This is a genomic window from Sphingobacterium daejeonense, assembly GCF_901472535.1.
In the GTDB taxonomy this organism is placed as follows: Bacteria; Bacteroidota; Bacteroidia; order Sphingobacteriales; family Sphingobacteriaceae; genus Sphingobacterium; species Sphingobacterium daejeonense.
Map to the genome: position 1 here is coordinate 3917184 of NZ_LR590470.1, position 15607 is coordinate 3932790.

General features: G+C 37.5%; 14 protein-coding genes and 4 pseudogenes. 11 read left to right on the forward strand and 7 right to left on the reverse strand.

The genetic code is table 11. From position 1 onward, the window contains the following. Positions 1 to 344: 344 nt before the first annotated feature. From FGL31_RS29285 to FGL31_RS18760, 8 genes and pseudogenes are all read left to right on the forward strand, one after another. The gene (locus tag FGL31_RS29285; RefSeq protein ID WP_317131078.1) at positions 345 to 1319 is read left to right on the forward strand and encodes a S8 family serine peptidase; all 975 of its coding nucleotides are present in this window, start codon (positions 345 to 347) and stop codon (positions 1317 to 1319) included. 20 nt (positions 1320 to 1339) lie between these two features. After that, positions 1340 to 1816 carry a S8 family serine peptidase gene (locus tag FGL31_RS29290; RefSeq protein WP_317131079.1) on the forward strand — a complete coding sequence of 159 codons (477 nt, stop codon included), beginning with the start codon at positions 1340 to 1342 and terminating at the stop codon, positions 1814 to 1816. A gap of 2 nt (positions 1817 to 1818) precedes the next feature. Next, a complete protein-coding gene (locus FGL31_RS29295) occupies positions 1819 to 1974 on the forward strand; it encodes a hypothetical protein (protein WP_317131080.1) in 156 nt (51 codons plus the stop codon). A 65-nt stretch (positions 1975 to 2039) separates the two neighbouring features. Further along, positions 2040 to 2345, forward strand: a complete 306-nt coding sequence (locus FGL31_RS18740; protein WP_138093728.1) for a hypothetical protein — start codon at positions 2040 to 2042, stop codon at positions 2343 to 2345. Further along, positions 2323 to 2985: pseudogene (gene nth, locus FGL31_RS18745) on the forward strand (endonuclease III). The gene FGL31_RS18740 and the pseudogene nth overlap by 23 nt, the downstream one beginning before the upstream one ends. Before the next feature lie 141 nt (positions 2986 to 3126). After that, a pseudogene (gene recA / locus FGL31_RS18750) lies at positions 3127 to 4154 on the forward strand (recombinase RecA). A gap of 118 nt (positions 4155 to 4272) precedes the next feature. Continuing rightward, a complete protein-coding gene (locus FGL31_RS18755; protein WP_138093730.1) occupies positions 4273 to 4905 on the forward strand; it encodes a hypothetical protein in 633 nt (210 codons plus the stop codon). After that, a complete protein-coding gene (locus FGL31_RS18760; RefSeq protein WP_138093732.1) occupies positions 4902 to 5456 on the forward strand; it encodes a metallophosphoesterase family protein in 555 nt (184 codons plus the stop codon). Before FGL31_RS18755 ends, FGL31_RS18760 begins: the two co-directional genes overlap by 4 nt. A 279-nt stretch (positions 5457 to 5735) precedes the next feature. Here FGL31_RS18760 and FGL31_RS18765 read toward each other — a convergent pair whose 3' ends face one another. From FGL31_RS18765 to FGL31_RS18795, 7 genes and pseudogenes are all read right to left on the reverse strand, one after another. Next, a complete protein-coding gene (locus FGL31_RS18765; RefSeq protein WP_232046969.1) occupies positions 5736 to 6305 on the reverse strand; it encodes an ATP-binding cassette domain-containing protein in 570 nt (189 codons plus the stop codon). Positions 6306 to 6325: 20 nt separating this feature from the next. After that, positions 6326 to 7807, reverse strand: a complete 1482-nt coding sequence (locus FGL31_RS18770) for a DUF5687 family protein (RefSeq protein WP_138093734.1) — start codon at positions 7805 to 7807, stop codon at positions 6326 to 6328. 460 nt (positions 7808 to 8267) lie between these two features. Then, positions 8268 to 9906: pseudogene (gene pruA / locus FGL31_RS18775) on the reverse strand (L-glutamate gamma-semialdehyde dehydrogenase). Between the two features lie 352 nt (positions 9907 to 10258). After that, positions 10259 to 10873: a superoxide dismutase gene (locus FGL31_RS18780; RefSeq protein ID WP_099370373.1), complete on the reverse strand. Its 615-nt coding sequence runs from the start codon at positions 10871 to 10873 to the stop codon at positions 10259 to 10261. A 91-nt stretch (positions 10874 to 10964) separates the two neighbouring features. Continuing rightward, on the reverse strand, positions 10965 to 11441 hold the full coding sequence (locus FGL31_RS18785) for a nucleoside deaminase (RefSeq protein ID WP_138093736.1): 477 nt from the start codon (positions 11439 to 11441) through the stop codon (positions 10965 to 10967). Beyond that, the gene (locus FGL31_RS18790; RefSeq protein ID WP_138093738.1) at positions 11441 to 11782 is read right to left on the reverse strand and encodes a tRNA-binding protein; all 342 of its coding nucleotides are present in this window, start codon (positions 11780 to 11782) and stop codon (positions 11441 to 11443) included. The genes FGL31_RS18785 and FGL31_RS18790 overlap by 1 nt, the downstream gene beginning before the upstream one ends. Before the next feature lie 7 nt (positions 11783 to 11789). Beyond that, the gene (locus tag FGL31_RS18795; protein ID WP_138093740.1) at positions 11790 to 12005 is read right to left on the reverse strand and encodes a hypothetical protein; all 216 of its coding nucleotides are present in this window, start codon (positions 12003 to 12005) and stop codon (positions 11790 to 11792) included. A 71-nt stretch (positions 12006 to 12076) separates the two neighbouring features. On the opposite strand from FGL31_RS18795, the gene FGL31_RS18800 reads away from it, so the two are divergent. The 3 genes and pseudogenes from FGL31_RS18800 (at position 12077) to FGL31_RS18810 (ending at position 15585) form a co-directional block, all read left to right on the forward strand. Further along, positions 12077 to 12655 carry a porin family protein gene (locus FGL31_RS18800; RefSeq protein ID WP_138093742.1) on the forward strand — a complete coding sequence of 193 codons (579 nt, stop codon included), beginning with the start codon at positions 12077 to 12079 and terminating at the stop codon, positions 12653 to 12655. 163 nt (positions 12656 to 12818) lie between these two features. Then, positions 12819 to 13598 carry a succinate dehydrogenase cytochrome b subunit gene (locus FGL31_RS18805; protein ID WP_138093744.1) on the forward strand — a complete coding sequence of 260 codons (780 nt, stop codon included), beginning with the start codon at positions 12819 to 12821 and terminating at the stop codon, positions 13596 to 13598. Between the two features lie 49 nt (positions 13599 to 13647). Beyond that, positions 13648 to 15585 (forward strand): annotated as a pseudogene (locus FGL31_RS18810) (fumarate reductase/succinate dehydrogenase flavoprotein subunit). The last annotated feature ends 22 nt before the right edge of the window (positions 15586 to 15607 follow it).

Sequence of the window (15607 nt, forward strand, 5' to 3'; positions counted from 1 at the left end):
AACCTTTGAAGAGTCAGGACCTTTTTTTGAAATAGTCAATCATCCAATAATAGGGATCCGAAACTGTATCTCCGTGGATTATTCGATTATGTGGTATTTTTTCTGCTACAGGTGCCGTAGCATTTGGCCAACTCAAAGGCTCTTTCTTTGTACTACTCTCTGGGGAACAAGATGAAATCATTATAGATAATATTAAACCAATTACATATTTATCTTTCATACATTTAAATTAATTTGGTTATTGAAAGTTTAAAATTAAGACATTTTTTTAACGATTTTTAGATTAATTAACAAAAGCATCTTGTTGAAAATCTTAAATTTGTCGAATTATAATCTATAAAAATATGATAGGAACAAATAAATTTCTGTGCTACTTAGCTTTAGGAATTCTTCCAACACTTGGCTTTAGCCAAGATAAAACATCTAAAACCCCAGAAAACTGGTATAATCTGGATTTCCAAAAAGACGGGTACATGGGTATAAGTACCGAAAAAGCTCAAGAATTATTGAAAGGCAAAAAAGCAAACCCAGTAATTGTGGCTGTACTAGATGGTGGTGTCGACATTCAACATGAAGACCTCAAAGATGTATTGTGGACAAACCCTAAAGAAATTCCAGGAAATGGAAAGGATGATGATGGCAATGGATATATCGACGATGTACATGGATGGAACTTCATAGGTGGAAAAGATGGTAAAAATGTAGACCAAGACAATCTAGAAGTTACTCGATTGATTAGAATCTACGAACCAAAATATATTTCTGTCCTGCCTTCAACTCCACTTTCTGAAAAAGAAAGAAGAGAGTTCGTGGCTTACCAAAAAATGATCACCGATTATACAACCAAAATGGAAGAAGCTTCTTTTGGTAAAGTGAATTACGGTGGACTGAAAACTGAATTGGATGGAATCGTAAAAACAATTGGTAAGGATGTTAAAGATATTACCAAAGCTGACTTAGATGCTTATCAAACAACTTCTGACCGCCAAAAAATGGTCATCAGAGTAGCTAAGAAAGAATTGGATAATGGCTCTTTCGAGAAATTTTATAACGATGTATCTGATGGTGTTAAATATTTCACTGATCAAGCGGATTTTCACTTAAACAAAGAATTCGACCCTAGAGGTATCGTAGGAGATAATTATGAAGACGCATCTGAACGTATCTATGGAAATAATGACGTAAAAGGTCCAGATGCTGAACACGGAACGCACGTAGCAGGTATCATTGGTGCAAAACGTAATAATAACAAAGGAGTTAACGGCGTTGCAGACAATGTTCAGATTATGGCAGTGCGTTTAGTCCCTAATGGAGGATGAACGAGACAAAGACGTAGCGAATGGAATTCGTTTATGCCGTAGATAACGGAGCTAAAGTAATCAACATGAGCTTTGGTAAAGGATATGTATATAACAAAAAAACAGTAGACGATGCAGTGAAATATGCAGAATCTAAAGATGTATTGTTAGTACATGCTGCTGGTAATGACGCCCAAGACAATGATAAAGAGAAAAATTACCCTACTAAATATTTCACTGACAGCCTAGATGCTGTAGTGGGTGAAGCCAAAAATTGGATTACGGTAGGAGCAACGGGCCTAAAACAAGATTCTGATCTTTTAGCTGAATTCTCAAACTATGGATATCGAAGTGTAGATGTATTTGCTCCAGGTGTCAAAATTAACTCCACAATTCCGGAATCTAAATACAAAGAAAACCAAGGAACAAGTAATGGCAGCCCCTGTCGTAGCTGGGTTAGCAGCAATGATCAGAGCGTATTACCCAACATTAACTGCCGAACAGGTAAAAGAAAGTAATCATGAAATCTGTAACAAAGGTAGACCAAAAAGTAAAAGTGAAGTCTGAAGGCGGTTCTAAAAGAGTGTATCTGGATGAAATAAGTGTAAGTGGAGGAATTGTCAATGCTTACAAAGCAATTGAAGAGGCTAATAAATTAGTTTCGAAAAAAAAGTAAAAAAATGTTAAATTTTTCACAATATTGCTTAGTATCTTGCGTTTAGAAAGAAAAACAAGATGCTTATGGTCGAAAACTCTACTAACATTAAAGAAGTAAATTACGAAGGTCAACTTTCAGGTATTATTCAAGAAAACAATCTTGAATTATCATTCGAGGAAAAAATCAAAGTTGCATACAACAATTGTCTAAAGATCCAGAAGACAGAACAATTGAAAATATCCTCAACTACTCTAAGACCTTCAGTAACTTATAATAACGAAGCCATTCTAAGAAGAATGGCTTCGTCGCTTTTACCTATTCAAACTTCTCACTTATTTCTCCCTGTAATTATTATTATCTTTGTCTATGCTGATAAAAGAACGTTATAAGGCTTTTGTTGAGTATTTCTCTACCCACAACCCTGAAGCTCAGACTGAATTAAACTATGGTAATCCCTTCGAATTGCTAATCGCTGTAATTCTGTCTGCTCAATGCACCGATAAAAGAATAAATCAAATTACACCAGCACTCTTTGAAAGATATCCAGATCCTGAATCCCTAGCAAACAGCTCCGTGGAGGAAGTATTCAGTTATATCCGTTCAGTCAGCTATCCAAACAATAAGGCTAAGCATCTTGTTGGAATGGCACAAAAATTATTGAGCGAATTCAATGGAGAAATCCCAGAAAAAGTAGAAGACCTTGTTAAATTGCCAGGGGTTGGTAGAAAAACTGCAAATGTAATATCATCAGTCGTTTATCATAAGCCGGCAATGGCAGTCGATACGCATGTGTTTCGGGTAGCAGCGAGAATAGGGCTTACCAATAGAGCAACCACACCCTAGCAGCTGAAAAACAATTGGTAAAACATTTACCTAAAGACACTATAGCAATAGCACATCATTGGTTAATATTACATGGCAGATATATATGCCTGGCAAGAAACCCCAAAATGTGAGATATGCCCGATAACATACTTCTGCAAATACTTCGAAAAAAACTACAAAGCAAAGGTGGTAGCAAAAGATTAACGATTCTATAGCATCTTATTCATTTATTATTCCCAAAAATCAAGTATTTTTAAAAAGAAAAATTAATTAACTAATTTTTTTAGCATTTTATTTGTAGATATCAATATTATAATTTATTTTTGACAACATTATACTAAAAATATGAGCAACTCAGACAAATTAAAAGCATTACAGCTTACTTTAGATAAACTTGAAAAGAGTTACGGTAAAGGTACGATTATGAAACTTGGGGATTCAGCTGTTGAACCAATTGAATCGATCTCTACAGGTTCATTAGGTTTGGATATCGCGTTAGGCATTGGTGGTGTTCCAAAAGGAAGAATCATCGAAATCTATGGACCAGAATCTTCTGGTAAAACAACCCTGGCAACTCATATTGTAGCTGAAGCTCAGAAAAAAGGTGGTATAGCAGCAATCATTGATGCTGAACACGCATTTGATAAATATTATGCTCAAAAATTAGGCGTAGATATCGAAAACCTTTTGATATCCCAACCAGACAATGGTGAACAAGCCCTTGAAATCGCTGACAATTTAATCCGTTCAGGAGCAATCGACGTAATCGTAATTGACTCAGTAAGCGGCATTGGTACCGAAAGGTGAAATCGAAGGTGAAATGGGTGAGTCTAAAATGGGACTCCAAGCTCGCTTAATGTCTCAAGCATTACGTAAGTTAACCGGTACAATCGCAAAAACGAACTGTTGCTGTATATTCATCAACCAATTGCGCGAAAAAATTGGCGTGATGTTCGGTAACCCTGAAACTACAACCGGTGGTAATGCGCTGAAATTTTACGCTTCTGTAAGATTGGATATCCGCCGTACTTCACAAATCAAAGATTCTGATGAAGTATCAGGTAACCGTGTAAAAGTTAAAATCGTGAAAAACAAAGTCGCTCCTCCTTTCAGAATTGCTGAATTCGACATCATGTTCGGTGAAGGTATTTCTAAAGTAGGTGAAATTATAGATCTAGGTGTAGAGTACGGAATCGTGAAAAAATCAGGATCATGGTTCAGCTACGGCGATACTAAATTAGGTCAAGGACGGGATGCTGTGAAAACTCTATTGTTGGACAACCCAGATCTAATGGATGAATTGGAAAACAAAAATCAGAGCAGAAGTAACCGGACAAGACTTGGACCAAGTCGCTCTTAAAGAAGAAGAATAGTTCAGATCATTTTTTACAAAAACTCCACTAGGTTTCAAAAAAGGAGTTAATATAGAACAGCAGCTAATTTTAGTTGCTGTTTTTTTTGTTAATTTTATACCGATCTAACCAAAATATCATGAGCTTTAACAGAAGAAATTTCCTAAAAGGCTTAGGCTTAATCGGCCTCGGAGCAAGTACGCCATCCTACGCCAACAAATTCGCTGAAGTAAAAATCGATGAGTTCGCATTCGCATGCCCACCATACCTCCAAAATTTAAAAGACAACACTATAACAGTTTGTTCAATTTTCAATAAACCTTGTCTCGCTTGGGTAGAAGTCCTTGATGAAAATAATCAGGTCCTCACCAAAGTTTATGAAGTGGAAGACGGAATGAGAAATGCCAATGCCGAAGTATTCAAGTTTAAAGTACCGACCAAAAATGGAAAACTAAAATATAGAGTCGCCGCTAAAGAGATAACAAAATTTGAACCCTATAAGATCGAATATGGCAAAGAAATTCAATCTGAGCCATTGGACATTACATTACCAACCTTGAAACAAGACAGCATCAACTGCTTAATTCTGAATGACATTCATGAAGATAAAGACAGCTATGCTTTTCTGTATGATAAAAGTAAACTTGCAAAAAAAGACCTGGTATTTCTAAATGGTGATTTATTCCATTATGTTACCAACCAACAGGATCTCACAGATAAACTTTTAAAGCCTATAGGAGAAAAATTTGCTAGCAAGACCCTTTCCTCATGATCAGAGGAAATCATGAAACAAGGGGCAGTTTTGCCAGGGATTATAAAAGATACTTTGACTGCCCAGAAAATAAATTCTACCAAGCTTTTAGAATGGGACCTATTTATTGGATCATTTTAGATAGTGGCGAAGACAAACCAGATGACCATGAAGTATATGGAGGAACAGTCGATTATGATAACTATAGATTGGAACAAAAAGAATGGTTAGCAAAAGTATTGCAGTCTAAAGAAAGAAGAGAAGCGAAACATACCTTGGTGATTACCCATATTCCATTCCAACATTCGGACGATTGGCATGGCACAAAACACAACCACCAGTGCTTCCATGAACTCATTAACAATAATGATGTCGATGCAGTAATCTCTGGACATACACATAAGTATAGCTTCCACCCTCCCGACCAAAACCACAATTACTATGTCATCATCGGCGGCGGCCCAAAAGCCGGAAACAGAACCTATGTCGATATTTCAGCAGCAGCCAAAAACTTGCAGATATCACTCAACCTAGACGACGGCACCATCATCAACAGAATGACCAAAGGCTAAAGAAATTATACTGCTAGCGAAGCACGGTTTCTGAACGGAGTCGAAGCACGCCATGGTTGGTGTCCCCACCAACCATCTAAAGCTTAGCTAGCCCAAGTCTTACGAGCAGCCCGGTGGCTGAGCGGAGCCGAAGCCCCAACAGACTTGCGTTATTCAACCGCAAAAAACGAATTCAATTCCGCCAACGTCTCCTCTGTCTTCAGCGAATCTTTAACAACAACACCCTTATTCAAAGCAATAATACGATCAGCAGTATCAACGGTATGCGATAAATCATGACTAGATATCAATAGGGTTACATCCTTCCTCTCTTTCAAACCGATTGATCAGATTCTTCAACCTAAACTGCGTACTAGGATCTAAATTTGCAAAGGGTTCATCCAATATAATTAACTCAGGATTGCCAACCAAAGCCCCAACAATTCCGACCTTCTTCTGATTACCTTTGGACAAATCCCGGATGTAAACCTGTTTTCCTATGACCTCCCCATTAAAGAATTCTTCATATTCTGAAACCAAAGAATCCACATCAACCTTATTCATTCCCCGCAATTCACCCAAAAAATAAAAATACTCCTCAGGACTTAGATACCCTATCAAAAAGCTCTCATCAACAAAAGCAGTTGTAAACCTCTTCCAATCATCATGACCATGAACTTGAAGTTTGTTCAACAATACTTCCCCAGTATCTGGTTGAATTAAATCTAGGATCAAACTGAATAAGGTCGTCTTACCGGCGCCATTATTCCCTACCAAACCAACACTTTCACCTTTACCAATATGTAATTGCGGAATATTCAAAACCTCCACATTTTTATAACTTTTACTTAAGTTTCTTATTTCAATCATGATTCAATCAATTGATCTTTTTAATTGTTTACCTCTTTAAAACCTGCTAGCATTTTATATTTATTGTCCCTGTATTTCTTCGCAATCATCGTGATAATTTCATTCCGCAGCGCAAGACCAATTATTCCCAAAAATATCAATACAATATTAGCTGCATGTAAACCAAAGAAAGACTTGACTAAAACCCATATAATTATCGGTATCAATATCAATGGAAAACTAACCAACCATTGTGCAGCGCCAGTACCCTGATAATTGAAAAAGTTTCCATTGTCCAAATCAATCCTCTTTTTATTCATCGACCCAAAATAAAGAATCAAAGGAACATTAACCCCCATATTATAAATAGCGCACGAAATATTGATCCACAAAATATCTAAACCAAAATATAAATAGGCCGTACTCAAAACCGCCAATATCCCTATTGAAATGTACATCAAGATAGCTTTCGATTCTAAGTATTGTTTAAGTGGCATATTCTGGGTCATCAACATCGAATAATATGCACTGTCCCAGGACGGAACAAATTGCCCAAAATTGATCACAAAAATACCCGTGATAAAAATACCCACGAATACCAACATCGACGAATCCCTTAATTCCGGATTGGTATAAAATATCAAACCATACGCTAAAAACAATAGACACACTATAACCGTATTTCTTGCTCGTTTGGAACGCCATAACAACTTTAGATCTAACTGTAAAAATGGAGCCAAACCACCAAAACGATTTGTCCAAGCCAAATCATAAGCCTTAAACTCACTCCGCTCCACCTGCAAATAAGCATCAAGAAACATATTCCTTTGTATATCCTTGAAAAGCATAAAATAAGTAAGAAATACTAACAAAACAGGAATCAAAAACAAAACCGGATAAGTCAATACCAGCGTAAAAAACGACCCAAACAAATCAGTTATGGAGAAATAACCGAAATAATCCAAACAAAACAATAGCAAGGCAACTACTACAAATGGAATAACTTTCTTGAATCCGCTGCTGAAATTCTTTTGAATGTAGAGATTTAAAAAATTGATGGCATACTCAAAACCAATGACTGCAATTGCCCAACCCAACAACTGGATATTCGAGAAATCAGTAACTCGGGAGGTAATAATCACGTATGGCACGATCGTAACCAACAACAAAAAATTACAAAACGAGTAAACCGTCTTGAATAAGGTATAATTGACTATAGTTCTCCTATCAATATTTTGAATCAACAATGGTTTGATGTTCAATAATGGAAGTTTCTGAAACATAACCCGGATGAAAAAGCTGAAACAAAACCATATCAATAAAAATTTATTGACCATATAGATGGGCTCATCATCTGGCTTCAATTCTTTTAATAGAAAATGCAAGGATATACCAAGTGTCAAAAACGATACTAGAAAATATAAACCCAAAAAGCCCAACAACAACTTTACCGCAATACCTTTTCCCAAATCTGCAGACCGAAAAAATGAACGCCATTCCAATAAAAACAATCTCTTGAACATATATTATTTAAGCTTTATCTGGTTAAATGCCATCGGTAGCATACAAAATGGCCAAAGAAAATCGAAGAGAACTTTCCCCAATCTTCTGGCATCAATTTAATAAAAAATACCAAGCATTTAAAGCAATATTAAGCAACTACCATAATACTAATGTCTTTTGTCTAATGTCTTGTGTCTTTTGTCTAATGTCTTGTGTCTTGTGCCTAAAATCTCACATCCCATATCTCACATCTCATATCTCTTACATGTAACTCCTTCCACTCTCCTTCGTCTCTCGTTCGGACCTCCTTCGGACCTTGTTCGGAGCTGCTTCGGAAAACACCCGAACAAGGTCCGAACAAGGTCCGAAGGAAAGAGGACTGAGAGTGGAAGGAGAGTGGAAGGAGAGTGGAACAAGAGTCAAAAAAAAACCGCCATTTCTCAATGGCGGTTCTTATATCTAAATGTTTTGAACTGATTCTTATAATTCCTCAGCTAAGAATGGATAACGGTAGTCAACATCAGGATTGAAGGTCTCCTTAATTGTTCTTGGAGAAACCCAACGCAATAAGTTGATCATTGATCCGGCCTTATCGTTTGTACCTGATCCTCTAGCTCCACCAAATGGTTGCTGGCCAACTACAGCTCCTGTACATTTATCGTTGATGTAGAAGTTACCTGCAGCATTGCGCAATTCTTGTGTCGCTTGGTTGATCGCATATCGGTCTTGAGCGATGATAGATCCTGTCAAGGCGTAGATAGAAGTCTGGTCTACAACTTTCAAAGTCTCGTTCCATTTTTTATCATCATAAACAAAGATCGTTAAAACTGGACCAAACAACTCTTCACTCATGGTCTCATAGTCAGCTTTCTTAGCAACGATAACGGTTGGGTTAATGAAATACCCCTTTGATTTATCATATTCACCACCGATCACAACCTCAGCATCTTTGGAGTTCTTAGCTCTGTCGATATATTTGGTAATCTTGTCAAATGCTTTTTCATCGATTACAGCATTGATAAAGTTGCTGAAATCTTCTGTCCCACCGATTTTGAAAGTCTTGATGTCACGCTCCATCATTTTCTTCAAATCTTTCCATAATGATTTAGGCACATATGCACGTGATGCAGCAGAACATTTTTGTCCTTGGAATTCGAATGCACCGCGAACCAACGCCGTATTCAATACTTCTAGATCAGCAGATGGATGTGCTAAGATAAAGTCCTTACCACCGGTCTCTCCAACAATACGAGGATACGTTTTGTACAAGTGGATATTTTCACCAATAGTTTTCCAAATATCTTGGAATACACCAGTAGATCCGGTAAAGTGAATACCTGCAAAATCAGGGTGCTTGAAGATAACGTCCCCAGCATCTGGACCTGAAACATAAACCAAGTTGATAACGCCTGCAGGAACTCCCGCCTCTCTGAAAATCTCCATCAACACATTCGCAGAATAAATCTGTGTGTTAGCTGGTTTCCATACTACAACATTACCCATCATAGCAGCGCTGGTAGGTAGATTTCCTGCAATCGCTGTAAAGTTGAATGGTGTTAAGGCAAATACAAATCCTTCTAAAGGACGTTGTTCTACCCTATTCCAAACATTCTTTGGACTGATAGGAGGTTGTTGTTGATAGATCTCACTCATGTATTTCACGTTGAAACGCAAGAAATCTGCAATCTCGCATGCTGAATCAATCTCTGCTTGGTATGCATTTTTTGATTGACCTAGCATAGTTGCTGCATTCAACTTATAACGGTATTTTGTAGAAATCAATTCTGCCGCTTTCAAGAAAATCGCAGCACGTTGCTCCCATGGTAAGTTTTCCCCAATCAGGTTTTGCAGCTAAAGCAGCTTCGATAGCGTCCTTAACATTTGCTTTGGTTCCTTGGTTGAAGTAACCTAAAACATGCTTGTGATCGTGAGGAGGAGTAATTTTTACTTTTTTATTCGTGCGAACTTCCTCGCCGCCAATGTACATTGGAATATCAATTTCAGAGGCTCTTGCAGCCGCAATAGCTTCTTTCAACAAACTTCTTTCTTTAGTTCCTGGAGCGTATGAATATACAGGCTCATTTGTAGGAGTAGGAACGTTAAAAAATCCTTTTAACATAATAATAAATATTAATTTGATTCATAAAAAACTCAAAACCCTAAGCATAATATGCTTAAGAACAGAGAAATAACTAAATATAACAAAGAATTATACCCTTCATGCTATTCCCCTAAAATTTCAATTCGAAATTACTAATAATAGATAAGCTTGAGAAAACATATCTCAACCGATAATAAACATATTTTGTTCATATTTCGATTTTATATCACAAAGATACAAAATAAATGTTTATAAATTTTTCAATAAACTCTATAAAAACACCGATAACAGCGTAATAAACAAACTTTTAAACAAAAAAGCGGACATCTTCTTCAGACATCCGCTTCGAGTGATCAATCGTTATTATAGATTAACCTTTTTTAGCTTCTTGGTAACGCTTAGCTACATCATCCCAATTGACTACATTGAAGATTTCTTCTAAGTAGGCCGGGCGCTTGTTTTGGTATTTTAAGTAATAAGCATGTTCCCAAACGTCGATTCCAAAGATTGGTGTACCTTTAACTTCAGCAACATCCATCAATGGATTGTCTTGATTTGGAGTGGAAACAACTGCTAATTTGCCATCTTCACCAACGATCAACCATGACCAACCAGATCCAAATCTTCCAGCACCTGCTTCTTGTAGTTTTTTCTTAAGGTCATCAAATGAACCAAAAGTAGCGTTAATATCTTCTGCCAATTCACCAGTAGGCTCGCCTCCAGCGTTTGGACCTAAAACCTTCCAAAATAAATCATGATTCCAAACACCACCTGCATTGTTGCGAACCGCAGCTGGATATTTGCTTACATTTTTAAGAATCTCTTCCAATGAAAGATTCTCTGCATCAGTACCTGCAATAGCTTTATTCAAATTGTCAACATAAGCTTGATGGTGACGATCGTGATGAATAATCATTGTTTCTTTATCGATTGATGGTTCTAATGCGTCCGCTGGGTAAGGTAATGGTTCTAATGTAAATGCCATAACGTTTATATTTTATTTATTAATTATCAATAATACGAATATAACAATTTAGAGGCGTTTTTGTTTCGTTTACGTCCATTTTGTGGATAACTCAACGTTTATTACGGAAAAACGACATCATAAGTTCAGCACACTCTCGCTCGAGAACCCCAGATTGAACAATAGTCTTGGGATGAATGATTTTTTCCGCAATGGTAGAATAGCCTCTTTTGTCATCTCTTGCTCCATACACAATCTTGCTCACTTGTGTCCAATAGCTCGCTCCGGCACACATGACACAGGGTTCAACAGTCACATATAACGTGCAATCTTTCAAATATTTACCGCCAAGAAAATTTGCCGCAGCAGTAAATGCCTGCATCTCCGCATGGGCAGTTACATCGTTCAATCGCTCTGTCATATTGTAGCCCTTACCGATAATTTTACCATTCGATACAACGATGGCACCAATTGGTATCTCATCTTCCTCAAAGGCACGCTTGGCAAGCTTTAACGCTTCCTGCATATATTGTTCATCCAAACTTGGACTTGGACGGTCTAAATCTTCTTCGAAATTATAAATCTTCATTACTTCAACTTGGATCCATTCGGAACCTGCTGTTCCACACTTGTTAACACTATTTCACCATGCTCATCCTCAAACCCTGTTACCAAACATTCCGACATAAAATTCGCAATCTGCTTTTTCGGAAAATTAACAACTGCAACTACTTGCCTGCCTACTAAAGTCTCCTTGGTATAATGATAGGTGATTTGAGCCGACGATTTTAATATCCCGATCTCTGGACCAAAATCAATATGCAATTGATAGGCGGGCCTCCTGGCTTTTGGGAAATCAGAAACCTCCAGAATAGTTCCTACACGAAGGTCTACTTGCTCAAAATCTTCCCAACTAATAAATTTATCCATGTTTTGATTATAGTTGATTCGAGTCTAAATCCACCATTTCTTTTGAAAGCGTGAAAATAACATAATCTATATTACGGTTTAATCGTTTTGCTAAACGCCTTAATAAATCATCTTCTTGCCCTTCTTGAAACTCCAAGTCGGCATCCGTAAGATGATTATATTTTCTTTGCAATTTAAGTTTGAGGATAGGCCATTCATTGGCACGAATCTTAAAATTGTACATATTGATTTACGCTAATTGAATAAAAACTTCTATTTTAGTGTTTGGAATTAGTAAATATATAAATTTTTGACATGAAAAAAATCTTACTTGGATTAGCTGCCTTATTCTTTTGCGTTCAGGCTACGCAAGCTCAATTATTACCTAGCTTCAAATTAGGTATTAAAGGCGCAGTAAACTTCTCGAGTCTAAAATCAGAAGGAAAATGGTTGAATTCAGATACTAAAGCAGGTTTCCAAGCAGGTCTATGGGGACGTGTAGGAATCGCAGGATTCCACGTGCAACCGGAACTTTATTACGCACAAAAAAACGCTGGATACGAAACCGAAGATGGAGAAAATGGTGAAGCAACTTTCAAAAGTTTAGATATGCCAATCCTTTTAGGTACTAGAATTGGTTTAGGACCTGTAGGTGTACGTATTCAAGCAGGACCAGTGTTCTCTTTCGCTCATGACGGAAAAGTAACTCAAGTGACTGACCCTGATACATACAAAAAATCATCTACTGGTATCATCGGTGGTGTCGGTGCGGATATCAGCAAATTTACAATCGATTTGAGATATGAGCATGGATTGAATAACATTAGCCAAGATGCTAACCATAAACAAAAGATCAGCATGTGGTCAATTGGATTGGGATATGCATTCTTATAGTAGATAAAGAACTAAAAATTTAAGGCCTGATTTGATAAAAATCAGGCCTATTTTTTTAGTAGAAATTAGAACCATTCTAAATTAGGCCTTTTTTATATATAAATCTCATTTTTGTGTCACCAAATAGATAGATTTGCGTACTTAAATTAAATTCATAGTAATAATGAGTAAATCAAAGCCAGTATTAACATCTTCACTAGGGAAGAAACTAATCATGAGCTTGACGGGATTGTTCTTATGTACTTTCTTAATTGTTCACTTGATTGGTAACTTACAACTATTCAAAGATGATGCGGGGTATGCGTTTAACAAATACGCTTATTTCATGACCCACTTTACCCCTATTAAAGTAGTATCCTACTTACTTTATCTTTCTATCATTGTCCACGCGGTTTATGCATTGATCTTAACTACTAAGAATAAAGCAGCAAGACCAATTGAATACAACCAGTATGATGGTAAAGCAAACAGTGCATGGAACTCTCGCAACATGGGAATTTTAGGAACGATCCTATTAATTTTCATTGTTACGCATATGCAAAACTTTTGGTATCAGTACAAGTTCGGAACAACTCCATATGTAGAGTACCGTACGGAACTAGCAACTGGAAATCAAGAAGTTGTCAAATTGGACGATATCCCTTCTGATTACAATGGATATGTTGAATACCCTGAAAATGGTGTAGAAGTAATCAAATCCAAAGATTTATACAGACAGGTGGAAGAAACATTCAAAAACCCATTGTTGGTTGGTTTGTATGTTATCGGTATGGCTGCATTAGCATTCCACTTGATCCATGGTTTCCAATCAGCATTTCAAACGATTGGTTTCAACCACAGACGCTACAATGGAATTATCAGAGCTATCGGTGTATGGGTATTCGGTATCATTATCCCGATCCTTTTCGCTGCAATGCCATTGTATTTTTATTTTGTTAAATAGGTTATTTACAGATTAAGCTCACGCAAGATCTTATAAATAAATAAAGGATATGTTAGATTCAAAAGTACCTTCAGGCCCATTGGCCGAAAAATGGTCCAAACATAAATTTGAAATGAAGCTGGTAAACCCAGCCAACAAACGTAAGTTTACCATTCTCGTTGTTGGTACAGGTTTGGCAGGAGCATCTGCTGCTGCTGCTTTAGCTGAACTAGGCTACAACGTTAAAACTTTCTGTTACCAAGATTCACCTAGACGCGCGCACTCTATCGCAGCGCAAGGTGGTATCAATGCTTCTAAAAACTACCAAAACGACGGTGACTCTGTTTTCCGTTTGTTCTACGATACAATCAAAGGTGGTGACTACCGTGCGCGTGAAGCAAACGTCTACCGTCTGGCTGAAGTATCTGGTAATATCATCGACCAATGTGTCGCACAAGGTGTACCTTTTGCTCGTGAATACGGTGGTTTATTAGATAACCGCTCTTTCGGGGGTGCTCAGGTATCCCGTACTTTCTATGCACGTGGTCAAACTGGACAACAATTATTGTTAGGAGCTTATTCTGCTCTTAACCGCCAAATAGAAAAAGGAAAAGTAAAATCTTATACTCGCCACGAAATGCTTGATTTAGTGAAAATCGATGGCGAAGCGAAAGGAATTATAACTCGTGACTTGGTGACTGGTGAAATCGAAGCACACGAAGGACATGCCGTATTGCTTTGTACTGGTGGATATGGAAACGTATTCTTCCTGTCAACAAATGCAATGGGATGTAACGTAACGGCTGCTTGGAGAGCACACAAACGTGGTGCTTACTTCGCAAACCCTTGCTATACTCAAATTCACCCTACTTGTATCCCCGTAACTGGTGACCACCAATCTAAATTAACCTTGATGTCCGAATCATTACGTAATGATGGACGTGTATGGGTTCCTAAAACGGTAGAATTAGCTGAAAAACTTCGTAAAGGAGAAATCAAGCCTAAAGATATTAAAGAGGATGACCGTGATTACTTCTTGGAAAGAAAATACCCTTCATTCGGTAACCTAGTACCTCGTGACGTTGCTTCTCGTAACGCGAAGGAAATGGTAGACGATGGACGTGGTGTTGGTAAAACTGGAGTAGCGGTATTCTTGGACTTTGCTGAAGCAATCCAACGCTTAGGAAGAGATGTAGTTGAAGCTAAATATGGTAACTTATTCGACATGTACTATCAAATTACTGACGAAAACCCATATGAGCAACCAATGCGTATCTACCCGGCTGTTCACTATACTATGGGTGGTGTATGGGTTGATTACAACTTGATGACTACCGTACCTGGACTTTATTGTTTGGGTGGAAGCAAACTTCTCAGACCACGGTGCTAACCGCTTAGGTGCTTCTGCATTGATGCAAGGTCTTTCAGATGGTTTACTTTGTTATTCCTTACACTGTAGGTGATTACTTAGCAAAAATCGGAAACTTCAAACCAGTAGACAAAAATAACCCAGCATTCGAACAAACTCGTAAAGATGTTGAGGATAGAATCAACAAATTATTGGCACTTAATGGTTCTAAAACAGTAGATGATATCCATAAAAAACTAGGCCATATCATGTGGGAATACTGTGGAATGGCGCGTACTGCTGAAGGATTACAAAAAGCTAAAGGATTGATCCAAGAATTACGCAAAGAATTCTGGACTGATGCTCGCGTATTAGGTGCTAACGAAGAATTGAACATGTCGTTGGAAAAAGCTGGACGCGTTGCAGACTTTTTGGAATTAGGAGAATTAATGGTTGACGATGCTTTGAACAGAAATGAGTCTTGTGGTGGTCACTTCAGACTAGAATCACAAACTGAAGAAGGAGAAGCAAAACGTAATGATGATGAATATGCCATATGTTGCAGCTTGGCAATACAACGGTGATAACCAACCGGAAATATTGCACAAAGAACCATTGATATTCGAAAACGTTAAGTTAACACAAAGAAGTTATAAATAAGCTCAATGGCTTCTAACGAAGC